At 40.3% G+C, this 15,231-nt stretch carries 8 protein-coding genes; 5 read left to right on the forward strand and 3 right to left on the reverse strand.

The window, feature by feature from the left end; genetic code table 11:
• Both BUA88_RS00185 and pyk read left to right on the forward strand, forming a co-directional pair.
• Entirely contained in the window at nucleotides 1–2,679 is a 2,679-nt protein-coding gene (locus BUA88_RS00185; protein WP_072910842.1) for a LamG domain-containing protein, read from the forward strand.
• A gap of 219 nt (nucleotides 2,680–2,898) precedes the next feature.
• Entirely contained in the window at nucleotides 2,899–4,314 is a 1,416-nt protein-coding gene (pyk, locus tag BUA88_RS00190) for a pyruvate kinase (RefSeq protein ID WP_072910843.1), read from the forward strand.
• 269 nt (nucleotides 4,315–4,583) lie between these two features.
• On the opposite strand, the gene BUA88_RS15825 is transcribed toward pyk, so the two are convergent.
• The 3 genes from BUA88_RS15825 to BUA88_RS00215 form a co-directional block, all read right to left on the reverse strand.
• Nucleotides 4,584–6,443, reverse strand: a complete 1,860-nt coding sequence (locus BUA88_RS15825; protein WP_083572327.1) for a cellulose binding domain-containing protein — start codon at nucleotides 6,441–6,443, stop codon at nucleotides 4,584–4,586.
• A 280-nt stretch (nucleotides 6,444–6,723) separates the two neighbouring features.
• Nucleotides 6,724–7,905 carry a sensor domain-containing diguanylate cyclase gene (locus tag BUA88_RS00210; protein ID WP_072910844.1) on the reverse strand — a complete coding sequence of 394 codons (1,182 nt, stop codon included), beginning with the start codon at nucleotides 7,903–7,905 and terminating at the stop codon, nucleotides 6,724–6,726.
• A 1-nt stretch (nucleotide 7,906) separates the two neighbouring features.
• Complete coding sequence (locus BUA88_RS00215) at nucleotides 7,907–8,470, reverse strand: FIST N-terminal domain-containing protein (protein ID WP_072910845.1); 564 nt, start codon at nucleotides 8,468–8,470, stop codon at nucleotides 7,907–7,909.
• Between the two features lie 299 nt (nucleotides 8,471–8,769).
• Between BUA88_RS00215 and BUA88_RS00220 the strand changes: the two genes are divergently transcribed.
• From BUA88_RS00220 to BUA88_RS00240, 3 genes are all read left to right on the forward strand, one after another.
• Nucleotides 8,770–10,410, forward strand: coding sequence for an ABC-F family ATP-binding cassette domain-containing protein (locus BUA88_RS00220; protein ID WP_072910846.1), 1,641 nt, complete (start codon nucleotides 8,770–8,772; stop codon nucleotides 10,408–10,410).
• A 151-nt stretch (nucleotides 10,411–10,561) separates the two neighbouring features.
• Nucleotides 10,562–12,625 (forward strand): pectate lyase family protein, encoded by a 2,064-nt coding sequence (locus tag BUA88_RS15830; RefSeq protein WP_159430868.1) that lies wholly within the window; start codon nucleotides 10,562–10,564, stop codon nucleotides 12,623–12,625.
• 299 nt (nucleotides 12,626–12,924) lie between these two features.
• Nucleotides 12,925–15,225 (forward strand): RelA/SpoT family protein, encoded by a 2,301-nt coding sequence (locus BUA88_RS00240; RefSeq protein WP_072910847.1) that lies wholly within the window; start codon nucleotides 12,925–12,927, stop codon nucleotides 15,223–15,225.
• The last annotated feature ends 6 nt before the right edge of the window (nucleotides 15,226–15,231 follow it).

The following is a 15,231-nucleotide window of genomic DNA, read 5'->3' on the forward strand; positions in this document are numbered from 1 at the left end:
ATGAGAAAAAATAAGAAATATTATGGCTTAATTGCATGCGTCTCAGCACTTGCTTTGGCAACACCTTTCGTTGGCTACAATATAGCAAAGGCAGATAAATTATATGATGATGTAGTTGCCTGGTATGATTTTGATGGCAGTAACCTTACAAATGTTAAGGGCGGCAGCCAGGCTGTGGCAATCGTTTCGGGCCTCGCTGAATATGACGGAGAAGTTAAGTTTGATGCTAACAGAGATTCTTCAAAGGAAGGTCAGTCACTTAAGCTTGATGGTAGCTATGGCTTAAAGCTTAATCAGAAGAATCTTGGAGAGAATTTTTCTGTTTCACTTTGGGTAAAGCCAGAGACAAAGCTTGTAGAGAATCAGTCAGTGTTATTCCTGGGATATCACTCACCTGAAATGTGGTATGCGGTGTCTGGCGATAGAAACAACACTCTTATGAAGTTCTGGTATGACGCTAAGCCAGAGTTCTCTTGGGTTACAAAGACATTTGCAACTTACGCTCCTAATGAGTGGCATCACATCGTAATCACTGGTGATGGAAATACTATCAAATCATATTATGATGGTGCAAGAATTTCTGAAGGAAATGAAAGCTTTGTACCATTTATGGCTGGCGAGGAGCAGGATGTTTACATCGGAGCAAACAATTGGGATAAGTGCTTTAATGGTCTTGTAGATGACGTTATGATTTATGACCGCACAATCTCAGAAGTAGATGTTGAGAGACTTTATACTGGTAAGTCTTTGAAGGAAATCGAAGAGGAGACAGGAGTAGTTGATTATGACGAATACCTTGTTGCTTCTTATGACTTCGAGGATGGGATTGGTGATGCAAAGCCTATCGTTAAGGGACTTGGTGCATACGATGGCGAGCTTAAATTTGTAAACGGCGCAAACGGAAAGGCTCTTCTTACAGATGGCTATGGTCTTGATCTTGGAAATAAGGTTAATGGAACAGACTTTACTATTTCATATCTTGTAAAACCAAATAAGTCACAGGCGGAAAATCAGGTAATGATGCTTATGGGATATCACAGCCCAGAGCACTGGACAGCTATTTCTGGTGATGGAGGAGATCAGTCTTATAAGCTTTGGGGTAGAACAGAAGGTAGTGCAGTTACTGTTGGAAATGCTGCAGCTATGAACTGGACAACTATTGGAAATCCTACTATAGCAAATAATTCATGGTCACTTGTTACTTTGGTTGGTACAGATGGTCGCCTTGATATGTATGTAAATGGCGAGAAGGCAGCAGGGGGAGCATATAACAATCCACTTTGCGGTGACAATGAGTCAATTCTTTTTGGTGCTAACTACTGGGATCCATGTTTTGATGGTGCGTTTGATGAAATCAAGATTTATAGCCGTGCAATGGATGCCGATACAATCAAGGCAGAGGCTGAAGATTTCCTTGATAACAGACTTCAGCTGGGACTTGAGACAGCTTGTGATTTCGAAGCAATCAAGGGACAGAATACTGATAAGAATCACATCAGATATAACCTAGAGCTTCCAACAAGTGTTGTAGGTACATCAATTAACTGGACATCTTCAAAGCCAGAAGTAATCTCTGAAAAAGGTGTAGTTACAGTAACTGACAAAGCCTCAGAGGTTAAGCTTACAGCCACAGCAGAGCTTGACGGAAAGAAGGCAATTGTTGAAATCGAGTTTTCTGTAGATGCTCTTGATAAGGCAGCGCTCAATGGACTTATTGAAAGAGCAAAATCATTTGACATTACATTTATGTCAGCAGAATCAGCTAGACGTCTTGAGGAAGTAATTGCAGAGGCTGAGGCGGCAGCTACATTTGATGAGATTGATTCAGCTACAGTAAGACTTACAAAGGCTATTGAGACATTAGAGCTTGCTGATGAATATGTTGATCCATTCGATGTTATTCCAGAGGCAGAGGTTACTGTTTCAATAGAGGTAGGAAGCAATAAGGATTTATTTGTACTTCCAGAATCAATCCTTAACAAGGTTTCTGTAGAATATGTATCAGAGGATTCAGAGGTTGCTACATATACAGATGGAAAGCTTGAAGCCAAGAGAGCTGGAAAGACAATTGTTACAGCTAAAGTTGTAGCTCTTTCTGACGAATTCGAGATGGAGTATGCTACAGCAGTTGATGTTAAAGAAAATGCTCCAGCACCTGCTCCAAGTTCAGGCTCAGGACCTGCTCCTGCACCTAGTGCATCAGGTAATGATTCTTCTAGTGGTTCATCATCTAGTAGCTCATCAGGAAGTGGTTCAGCAAGTAGTTCATCAGGTGGTACTACATCAGGAAGCACAGCTTCAGCAGGTGGACAGACCGCACCAGCTACAGGCACAGAGACTACAATCACGGATCCACAGGCTCCTGCAGCAGGACCACAGCAGGGCACTGGCTCACAGATTAAGCCTGAGGTAACTGAAAGCGGAGAGCTTGAGAAAGCTGAAACAGATATTGAGGCTGAATCATCACTTGAAAACAAGTCAGAGGACGAGGCTAAGTCAGAGGAAACAGTTGAGCAGCCAGCAGAAGAGACAGTGGCTGACGAGGCTGTTCCAGAGGCAGGTGAAAGTGCAGGTCTTAGCGCAGGCGTTGTTGTATTAATTATTGCAGCAGCAGTTGTAGTACTTGCTCTACTTGGTTTCTTACTTAGTAAGCTTGGAATTTTGACAATATTCAAATAATAAATAATAACTGAAGGCCGGATGAAGATTTACTCTTCATCCGGTTTTTCTTTTGAAAATCTTAATGTGTTAATTAATTTTTCACGAATTAGTTGTATAATCGTCGATAGATATGTTTAATATGGCTATTTACGTGGCACTCATTTGGTGTTATGATGGTATGGATTTTGGTATTTTTTACAAACAACATGTTTATACAATAGATAGGAGTGTAGTTTAATGAGAAAAACAAAGATTATTTGTACAATTGGTCCAGCAAGTATGAATGAGGAGACTCTCACAGCTATGGCTAAGGCCGGCATGAATGTTGCTAGAATGAATTTTTCACATGGTGATCATGAAGAGCAGGGAATGAAGATGGATTTGGTTAAGAAGGTTCGTAAGAAGCTTAATCTTCCAATCGCTATCCTCCTTGATACTAAGGGTCCAGAGTATCGTATCGGTACTTTCAAAGATGGTTCAGTTACAGTTAACGAGGGTGATGTTTTCACATTTACAACTGACGACGTAGAAGGCGATCAGACAAGAGTTTCTGTTAGCCACAAGAACCTTCACAATGATCTTAAGGTTGGAGATACACTTTCAGTTTGTAACGGTATTGTATTCTTCGAGGTTACTGAGATTAAGGGACACGATGTTATTACAAAGTGTACAGCAGGCGGAACTATGAGCAACAAGAAGTCTATGAGCTTCCCTAACAAGGTTATGTCTGGTCCTTATCTTTCAGAGCAGGATAAGAAGGATATTCTTTTCGGTATCGAGAACGATGTTGATTTTGTAGCAGCTTCTTTCGTATCTACAAAGCAGGATATGGTAGAGCTTAGAACTTTCCTTGATGAGAACGGTGGTAAGGATATCGTTGTTATCGCTAAGATTGAGAATCAGCCAGGTGTTGACAATGTTGAGGAAATTCTTGAGATTGCTAACGGTATCATGGTTGCTCGTGGTGACCTTGGTGTTGAGATCCCATTCGTTAAGCTTCCAGCAGTTCAGAAGGAGCTTATCTCTAAGGCTCGTGCTCTTGGTAAGAGTGTTGTTACAGCCACAGAGATGCTTGAGTCTATGATTTCTAATCCACGTCCTACACGTGCTGAGATTTCTGACGTTGCTAACGCTGTATATGATGGAACATCAGCTATCATGCTTTCAGGTGAGTCTGCTCAGGGTAAGTTCCCAGTTCAGGCTGTTGCTACTATGGCTGAGATCGCTGAGACTACAGAGAACGACATCAACTACGAAGGACGTTTCCACAAGGAGGATATCGCAGTTATCAATACTGCAGATGCTGTTTGCCACTCTACATGTTCTATGGCTATCGATGTTAACGCTAAGGCAATCGTTGCATGTACAATGTCTGGTTACACAGCAAAGCGTGTTAGCCGTTTCCGTTGCCCAGTAGATGTTATCGCTATGACAACAGATAAGAAAGTATGGAGAAGACTTGCACTTAGCTGGGGTGTTACACCAGTTCTCGTTGATAAGTATAAGGCACTTGACGTTATGTTTGCACGTGCTGTAGAGCGTACAAAGGAAATGTTAGGTCTTAACAAGGGTGATTTGATCGTTCTTACAGGTGGTCCAATCGATGGTTCTGTAGGTAATACAAATACTATTAAGGTAGAGACTATCGGCTAATAGAATTGATTATGGGGAATGGTTACATGAAATAACGATTTGTCAGAATTTAATTTTTATTCACAGACAATTCACACTTCTTACACGAGTTGAACATAAATATCAGTTAATATATACTCATCTCGAAAGAGATACAATTTTTTCATAACATTATTCTCCCTTTTGAAAGAGACGCTCCGCTGGCGTCTCTTTTATTGTGCAAAAATAAGCCTTGCCGCTATGGGCAAGGCTTTGTATTTCATATAGGAATAATTGAAATGAGGAATGGATTATTCAAGGATGTATCCAATTGAAGATCCGATCTTACCAGATCCACAGATACCAAACTGAGCGCTTCCGCCGTTGTAAATTGTCTTGTTCCAAGACATTGGAGTGATTACATAGTAGTCACCTTCTTCGGCAACGTTTACGCACCAGCTGCTGTCAATCTTAACATCTTTCTTGCTAAGCTTAACCTTCCATCCGTCAACATTCTTACCTGTCTTGTTAACTACAGCAAAGTTTACTGTATAACCTGTTCCCCAGCTGTTAATCTGATACTCAAATGCGAGATCCTTGTTAACTACAGGAGTAGGTGTTGGTGTTACAACTGGAGTTGGAGTAGGTGTAACAACAGGAGTTGGTGTAGGTGTAACAACAGGTGTTGGTGTAGGTGTAACTACAGGAGTAGGTGTTGGTGTAACAACAGGTGTAGGAGTTGGAGTTACAACAGGTGTTGGTGTTGGCTTTGTAGGAGCAGCCTTAGCGATGATAGAATCAACTGTTACATTTGAATTTTCAAAGTTGTTTACTAAATAAACATCGTGAACACCAGTAATATCCTTCTTAATCTGTACTGTCTTAGCTCCCTCGTTTGACTTAGAGAACTTAACATTTCCAACAGAGTTAGCAGCATCAAGACCATCTAATCTGATATCAAGAATAGAAAGGTTGCTTGTTGTCTTGCCGTTTACTGTAATAATAGCAGCGCCATCAACAAAGTTTACGTTCTTGATGAGAGCGTAGCCATTGTACTTAATCATAACACCAGACTTATTAGGAGTAACCATAGCATCCTTAAGCTCAGCAACCTTCTCAACTTCTACAGTCTCATAAGGATTTACCTCACCAGTAACAACAGGAGTAGGTGTAACTACAGGTGTTGGAGTTGGTGTAGGCACTGGAGTAGGAGTTGGTGTAACAACAGGTGTAGGTGTAGGAGTTACAACAGGTGTAGGTGTTGGCTTTGTAGGAGCAGCCTTAGCGATGATAGAATCAACTGTTACATTTGAGTCTGCAAAGTTGTTTACTAAGTAAACATCGTGAACACCAGTGATATCCTTCTTAACCTGGATTGTCTTAGCTCCTTCGTTTGACTTAGAGAACTTAGCATTTCCGATAGAGTTAGCAGCATCAAGGCCGTTTACTCTGATGTCAAGGATAGATAAATCACTTGTTGTCTTACCATTTACTGTGATAATAGCAGCACCATCAACAAAGTTTACATTCTTGATAAGTGCATATCCGTTTGCTCTAATCATAACGGCACTCTTATTAGGAGTTACCATAGCATCCTTAAGCTCAGCAACCTTCTCAACCTCAACAGTCTCATAAGGATTTACCTCGCCTGTAACAACAGGTGTTACTACTGGAGTAGGTGTAGGAGTAGGTGTAGGTGCTACCTCGCCAGTACCTGTAGCGTTGAAGTAATCAACGTCAACGTTTCCAAGCTTCCCTACAAAGTAAAGTGTATGCTGACCAGCAACTTCCTTTGATACCTTTACTGAATAAGTCTTGAATGCACCGTTAGTATTGCTAATCTTGAATGAACCAAGTGCTTCACCATCTTCTTTATCAAGTCTGACTTCAACTAAACCAGCACTAGCTGATCTAAATGAAGCTTCAAAACCTGTTAAACCATTTGTAAAATTTAATGGTGTTGTGCTAAATGAATCACCTTTCTCAAGGCTTGTAATAAATACATTATTGTTTTCTGTTGCAACTTCTACGCCATTCTTTGTGATGGCCTTTTCAGCCTCAACCTTTGTGTATGGGCTGATGCTAGGAGCTGCCATAACTGTTGCGCTACTTGATAATAATAAACCAGCAGCTAAGCTTGCGCTCAACAGACTTGCGACTTTTCTCTTCATCTTCAAAAGTCCCCCTTTTCTAGTATAAAATCTTCTTTGTTGTTCCTTAAACGTTTTCGTTGCTCGAGCAATATTATTGTAACAAAAATGTAATATTCAAACCGTCTAATTATTGCTATACAGATGTTAAAAATTGTCGAAAATGCACAATAAAAAATGATTTGAGTAATATTAAACAATTGTGTAGCATATAAATTGAGTACAATTTACTTAAACATTTACTTAAAAAACTGCATGAAAAGAGCACCCATATATAACGGGTGCTCCTGTTATGAATTACTTAAATAAATTCACAGCTAACCTGATTTTTGCCTAGCTCCTTTGCTTTATAAAGCAGCTCATCTACACGTTTAATGGTATCAGCCACTTTTTCAGATTCATGATGCTTGGTAACACCAATACTAATGGTAATTTGGGCATGAGAAGCAGACTGCTTTTTTATTTGTGAGCAAATACATTCAGCAAGCTTGTAGGCGTCATCGTCGGATGAATTGGACAACAAAATCATGAATTCTTCGCCACCCCATCTACCAGCCTGTACATTTGGAATAGTGCACACATTTTCAAGTAAATAGTTTGATACAGCCTTCAGTATCATATCACCTTCCCCATGTCCATAGGTATCGTTAACCTGCTTAAAATCGTCTATATCAAACATTAGAAGATACCAGTTTTTGGTATCACAAGTATCGTTGATTTCATAAATATTTCGTTCGATTGTACCTCGATTGAGAAGATTAGTCAAAGCGTCGTGAGAGGCTTTATAAAGCATTTCACTGAGCTGTGCATTCTTATCCATAAGCTCTTCAGTAATAGTATTTATAAAGATTGCAAGACGGGCGGTGATAGGCATGTTAGAATCCTGCTCTGTATGTTCTTCTGCAATAACAGCATCGTTTCTGGCGTCACCTTCCCTCATTGCCACTGTTACCACGGAAAGGTTGTTGAGAAGAGTAAGCTTGTTGGAACGCATGATTTCCCCGAGAGCACTAAAACCCATGGATTTGAGATTTTTAGATATTTCTCCAATCTCAATATCGGCCTTATCTCCCCAAAACAGCTTTCGCCCCATGCAATTAATGATATAAATCATTTGGGGTGAAAACTCTCTAATAGTGAGTCCTGTCTGTTTGGTATGTCGTATGATTCGGCGTGGATCACCATAGGTTAGGTGGATGTAGCTACCCTGTGGAACGTTGGAAGACATAACAACGGACCCGTCTGGATTAACGCTTTTTGCGTGTCGTATATATTTGGTTTCGTTGTCTACCTGCACCTGCATAGGAAATTCTAGCGCATCGTAGAAAAAGCTATGCCCCTTTTCTATATGGAGATAATGCTCATATACGTCATAGGCAGGCTTGCCATCGATTTCATAAACGACATCACCCTCAGAGTGTGTAACCTGTAGAGGATAGCCTATTGGCTTCCAGCCAAACATTCTGTTGGTAAGAATATGCAAATCAGGGCCGCCATAGAAGTATTACAGATCCGGTGGTGCTACAATCGTAATCATTTGCAAATACATAAGCCTGGTGATCCTCATCGCCAACAGCCACTCCGCCAAAAATATTAACATCCTCTGGAAGAGCATCTACAATAGCGCCAGCCTCTTCAAGACGCTGATAAGTAGAGGCTGTCAGTAGCTCGATTCCTTTAAGATTAGGCAAGCTTTTGGCATAGGCTAAAACGGTGTCAGCATTGCATATATTGGCTGTATCGTAGGTTGTAATAATATTGACATAGCTAGATGCTTCCTCAAATATCATAGCTGTTATTACAAGCTCATCATCATTCAATTTGCCACCTAGAATATTGCCAGTAGCACTACATCCAACGATAGTTGCCTTTGGGAATTCTTTTCTTATGATTTGGCGTACTTCATCAAGGTCCTTTTTCTTGTCATCAAGATTGTAAGGAACAAAAATATGAAAAAAGGCAACATTATCCCCGTAAAGGATATCTGTTGCCCATTGCTTCATCGTATTATGAAATGTATCGTTGAATGAAGTCTGTCTAAATAACACGGAATAGTCTCCTTGCTAGTGAAATTATTAAATGTTACGTAAATTTACATATTATATAATCATTTTACAAATAATATCGGCAATTGTCACTATACTTTGAAATATAAACTAGGAGCAATTTTTTCTGAAAGAAAAAATTCTTTGAGGTAAATTAATGATGTGTGAATCATAAATATTGATATATCTGTACAAAATTATTATTTTTTGGTATCATTACACAGGTTTTGATTTTAAAGTTGGACTTACTTTGGCGTGCCTGGTTTTCCAACTTGTTTTTTTGTATAGAGAAAGGAAATTATATGATTCAAGCAAATAATGTTACTCTTCGTTTTGGAAAGAAAGCCCTTTTCGAAGAAGTTAATATCAAATTTACAGAAGGTAACTGCTACGGTATCATCGGTGCCAACGGTGCAGGTAAGTCTACATTCCTCAAGATTTTATCTGGACAGCTTGAGCCTACCAGCGGTGAGATCACAATGAGCCCTGGAAACCGTCTTTCTTTCTTAGAGCAGGATCACTTCAAATATGACGAGTATACAGTTCTTGATACTGTTATCATGGGAAATCAGCGTCTCTACGACATCATGAAGGAAAAGGACGCTATTTATATGAAGGAAGATTTTTCTGATGAGGATGGTATTCGCGCAGCTGAGCTTGAGAGCGAGTTCGCTGAGATGGATGGTTGGAATGCTGAGGCAGATGCAGCTACACTCCTTAACGGACTTGGAGTTGATACAGAGTTCCACTACACACAGATGGCAGATCTTCCAGGTGCATTAAAGGTCAAGATTCTTCTTGCACGTGCACTTTTTGGTTCACCAGATGTACTTCTTCTCGATGAGCCTACTAACCACCTTGATTTAGATGCTATCGGCTGGCTCGAGGAGTTCCTTATTAATTTTGAAAACACAGTTATCGTTGTATCCCACGACAGATACTTCCTTAACAAGGTATGTACTCATACAGCAGATATTGATTACGGTAAGATTCAGCTCTACGCTGGTAACTACGACTTCTGGTATCAGTCTTCACAGCTTATTATCCAGCAGCGTAAGGAAGCAAATAAGAAAAAGGAAGAGCAGATTAAGGAATTACAGGAATTCATACAGAGATTCTCTGCTAACGCTTCTAAATCTAAGCAAGCTACATCTCGTAAGCGTGCATTAGAGAAGATTCAGCTTGATGACATCCGTCCATCTAGCCGTAAGTACCCATACATCGATTTCCGCCCAGCTCGTGAAATCGGAAACGAGGTTCTTTCTGTTGAGAATCTTACAAAGACAATTGATGGTGAGCTTATCCTCGACCACCTTACATTCAATGTAGGCCGCGAGGACAAGATTGCATTAGTTGGTTCAAACGAAAAGGCTAAGACAGTTCTCTTCCAGATTCTCGCTGGCGAGATGGAGCCAGACGAAGGAAGCTACAAGTGGGGTGTTACAACTTCACAGTCATACTTCCCTAAGGACAATACAGAGATTTTCTCTACAGACCTTCTTATCGTAGACTGGCTCACACAGTTCTCTGAGATTAAGGATGCTACTTATGTACGTGGTTTCCTTGGACGTATGCTTTTCGCTGGCGATGACGGCGCTAAGAAGATGAAGGTATTATCTGGTGGTGAAAAGGTTCGTGTTCTTCTTTCACGTATGATGATTGAGAACTCAAACGTACTTATGCTTGATGAGCCTACTGACCACTTAGATATGGAAAGTATTACAGCACTCAACACTGGTCTTCAGAAGTTCTCAGGTGTTATCATCTTCTCTTCTCGTGACCACGAAATTGTGCAGACTACTGCAAACCGTATCATCGAAATCCTTCCAAATGGACAGATGATCGATAAGATGACTACATACGATGAGTATCTTGAGTCTGATGAGATGGCTCGTAAGCGTACAGTACTCGAGCTTTCATCTGATGAGCTTGAAGATGATTAATTAAATAGATTTTTCAGAAGCCCTGGCGATTTTCGCCAGGGCTTCTTTTTTGTGGAATAATCATCAATTATGGTAGAATATAACAATCATGCCGATATGCCGGGTTGGTATGATGGAGAATTAGGCAACACAAATATGGAGGATAATGTTTATGAAGAAAAACTTCAGACGATTTGCGGCGGTTTTTACAATGGTTTTTGTTACTGTATTGTCGCTTATCACAGCACCAGTACTAGATGCTCACGCAGAGGCTATTACGCCGGAATCCGGGAACATCTACTACATTAAAAACAAGAAAAGCGGACTCTACCTGACAGTAGAAAATGATTCCGCATCTAATGCAGCTAATGTAGTTCAGGCAACAGGAACTGGGGCCCTTGGACAGCGTTGGATTCTTGAAAAGAATGATGCAACAGGTAATTTCAGATTGCATCCAGCAACAGACATGACTGGAAATATGTCTCTTGATGTGGCATACGGTTTAGCTGACAACAACACAAATATTCAGATTTACACAAACAATGGTCATGCAGCTCAAAATTTCTCTATTCGCCCTGCGGATAACAATATGGGATATTACATTGCTACAGAGGTTTCAAACTTTGCTTCGGCTTTGAATGTTTACGGAGCCAGAAAAACAAGCGGAACAAATGTTATTGAGTATACATACTCGGGCAAAGATAACGAAATCTGGTACTTTGAGCAGGCTCCATGGCCAGCAAATAACAATAATGGTGGTGGTAACAATAACGGAAATAATGAGGGCGATACTGGAAATAATGCCGGTGGATATGAGCCATCTCCAGCGAATTCACCTCTTGGAAATGTCTACCCAGAACAGCAGCTTACATTTACAAACTGTGCAGATGGTAATCTGTTAAATGATGCAGGTTCCAATGGGGCAGCACTTACTTCAAGTGGAAACGGCTCAACCTCAAACAGATGGATACTTTCCTATGTGAACAATGGAGTATACAGGATAATTAATGTGGCAACAGGCTATTGCCTCACTCCTTATGGAAGTAGTGTTTCTGATGGGGTTACTGTTGCAGATGCGGTGGTTTCAAGCGGTGACAGCTCACAGTACTGGAGAATCGTGGCAACTAAAAATGATGCAGGTGGAATTGCATTAAATTATAAAATTGTTAATAACAACAATACAAATCTTGCCCTTACACTTTCAGGAAATACTTACAAACTCGGTAATTTCAATGGCTCTGCAAGTCAGTGCTTTAGAGTGATTCCATATGGAGTAGAGGGATTTGCCGGATATTCTAAGGATATGAACGGAAGGGAAAAGGCTGCTATAACAGGAGGTGTATTTGGTCAGACAGTAACAGTGTATTCACTTGGAGACCTTCAAAGATATGCCGCAGGTTCTACACCTTATACAATCGTAATTGGCTCAAACATTTCCCAGAATTCACTTACAAAGGTAAATGTAGGCTCAAATAAGACCTTTATTGGCTCATACAATGCACATAACCTAAATAATATTCATTTTAGAAATATTCAATCATCAGGAAATAATATATACAAGAATCTTACATTCTCTCATTCTGTAAATATTAACAATAATGATGATATTCAAATGTATATTTCAGATGGAAATAATTTCTGGCTCGATCATTGTTCATGGCCTGGCCACAATATGAATCAGGATACATACATCCATAAAAATGATACTGACAAATTCTTATATGTAGGATTAAAGGCAAATTATGTATCAGTAACAAGCTGTTTCTTTGGTGGTCACAAATATGGCCTTATTCTTGGATATCCAAATGAGGATGGAAGATACACCTACAGTGGCTATCCATGTATGACTATCTGCAACAACTACTTCAAGCAGACAATTACAAGAGCACCTGGTCTTATGCGCTACGGCTATTTCCACTGCTACAATAATTATGTATATGACTTTGATTTAGGCTACACTCCTTACACTGAATGTAATATCTTCTCAGAAAAGAACTGCTTTGAGGCTGGCAGTCACAAGGGGGCAGTCGTAAACGACATGGATTATCAGGGTCGATTTACAGATAGTGGAAGCATTCTTTCTAGAAGTATTTCGAATCTTAAGATAGCAGGAGCTACTAACTGGCGCCCTGGCTCAAATTATGGATATGCTACACGTGATGCCAGCAGCGCTAAATCGTGGGTATCAAGCTATGCGGGCTCGCAAAATCACACACTTATATACCCTGTAAACTAAATATATTTCCGGCAAACAAATAGCGCCCCACGGGGCGCTGTTTTTAGGTTGTGAAGCCACAAAGCGCCATTGGTCTTTGACAAAAATAGAAGAAATAAAGGTAGTTCTTGTCAAAGGTGTAGTTGTCAGACCGCATACTGTCGTCGCTTTTTGACAAAGTATGGAAGTAACCTGGTCGCTTTTGTTTTATTGCATCACTTTAGGAAAAAACACAGAAATTTCGCCGTCAGTATTATTGCTTTTTAAACTGTTAAATTATATAATATTCAATAAAAATTTTTTAGGAAGGTGGTGATACTATGGCAGAAAATAAGAGCGAAAAAGAAAAGCTTTTAGATAGTACTGCGTTTGAGAGCCATGGTGTCATTGCTACTGAAGATTTCGTTGATCCTGACGAGCTCTATAAAGAGCTTATCGCTCGCGTTCGCAAATATCACCCTAATACAGATATTTCCATGATTGAAAAAGGCTATTTGATTGCCAGAAATGCCCATGAGGGACAGTGTCGTAAGTCTGGTGAGCCTTATATTATACATCCACTTTGTGTTGCCATTATTCTTGCTGATTTGGAGCTTGATAAGGAAACAATTGTGGCTGGTCTTCTCCATGATGTTGTGGAAGATACCATCTGTACTAAGGAAGAAATTGCTCAGGAATTCTCAGAAGAAGTTGCAGAGCTTGTTGATGGCGTCACCAAATTAGGTCAGTTAAATTACGATGCTGATAAGGTGGAGATTCAGGCAGAGAACCTGCGTAAGATGTTCCTTGCCATGGCAAAGGATATTCGTGTTATCCTTATTAAACTTGCCGATAGACTTCACAACATGCGTACCTTGAAATATATGATTCCAGAGAAGCAGAAGGAAAAGGCACGTGAGACTATGGAAATTTATGCTCCATTGGCACAGCGTCTTGGTATCAGCAGAGTTAAGATTGAGCTTGATGATTTGTCGTTGAAGTATCTTGAGCCAGATGCCTACTATGATTTGGTTGAGAAGATTGCTCTTAGAAAGAGCCAGCGTACAGAATATATAAATTCATTAGTAGAAGACGTTCGTAAGCACATTGATGCGGCAGAAATCCAGGCAGAGGTTTATGGTCGCGCTAAACATTTCTTCAGTATATATAAGAAGATGGTCAATCAGCACAAGACCATCGATCAGATTTATGATTTATTTGCAGTTCGTATAATCGTTGATTCTATCAAGGACTGTTATGCTGCACTTGGTGTTATCCACGAGATGTACACACCAATCCCAGGTCGCTTCAAGGACTATATTGCTATGCCAAAGCCTAACATGTATCAGTCTTTGCATACTACTGTTATTGGTCCTAATGGCGCACCATTCGAGATTCAGATTCGTACATACGAAATGCACCGCACCAGTGAATACGGTATCGCAGCTCATTGGAAATATAAGGAAAGTGGCGAAGGCTCTACTGTTGTTGGCGAGGAAGAGAAACTTTCATGGCTTCGTGAAATCCTTGAGTGGCAGCAGGAGATTTCCGATAATAAGGAGTTTTCATCACTGCTTAAATCAGATTTAAATCTGTTTTCTGATACAGTTTTCTGTTTCACTCCAACAGGAGATGTTAAGAACCTTCCAAATGGTTCTACACCTATCGACTTTGCATATTCTATTCATTCTGCTGTTGGTAACAGAATGATTGGTGCAAAAGTAAATGGAAAGCTTGTACCTATCGATTATGTTATTCAGAATGGTGACAGAATTGAAATCGTCACATCACAGAATACAAATGGACCTAGCCGCGACTGGCTTAATATTGTTAAGTCTTCACAGGCTAAGAATAAAATTAATCAGTGGTTCCGTACCCAGTCCAAGGACGAAAATATCGCAAAGGGTAAGGAACTCCTTATCAATTCTGCAAAACAAAAGGGTGTTGATATTGGCTCTATTAACAAGCCTAAATATCAAGAGCTTATTAAGAATAAATACGGCTTCCACAGTTGGGAAGATACTCTGGCTGCAGTAGGTCAGGGAGCTATCAAAGAAGGCGCTGTTATCAATAGAATGTTCACTGCATGGCAGAAGGATCATCCAGTGAAGATGACTGACGAGGAGGTATTGGCAGAGCACACAGGCTCTGGCGAGAAGATTCGTCCTAAGTCTAAGAATGGTATTACAGTTAGTGGTCTATACGATGTGTCAGTTCGTTTCTCTAAGTGCTGTAATCCAGTGCCTGGTGATGAAATCGTCGGCTTTGTTACAAGAGGCCGTGGCGTTTCCATCCACCGTACAGACTGTATCAACATGATTAACCTTCCAGATTTTGAGAAGGAGCGTCTCATTGAGGCAGAGTGGGCTACAGGTGCAGAGGAAGAAGGTAGAAAAGGCGGCGTTTATCTTACAGAGATTAATATCTATGGAAATAATCGTACTGGTCTTCTCGTGGATATTACCCGTATCTTTACAGAGCGTGAGATTGATATCGATTCAATCCACTCTAAGACCAGCAAGCAAGGCGTAGCTACTATTACTATTAAGTTTGGTACTCAGAGCAAGGAACAGCTTAGAGCACTTGTAGAGAAGATTAAGCAGGTAGAATCCATCATAGATGTAGAAAGACCTAGAGGATAGTTTTAT

Source organism: Pseudobutyrivibrio xylanivorans DSM 14809 (assembly GCF_900141825.1).
Lineage (GTDB): Bacteria > Bacillota > Clostridia > Lachnospirales > Lachnospiraceae > Pseudobutyrivibrio > Pseudobutyrivibrio xylanivorans.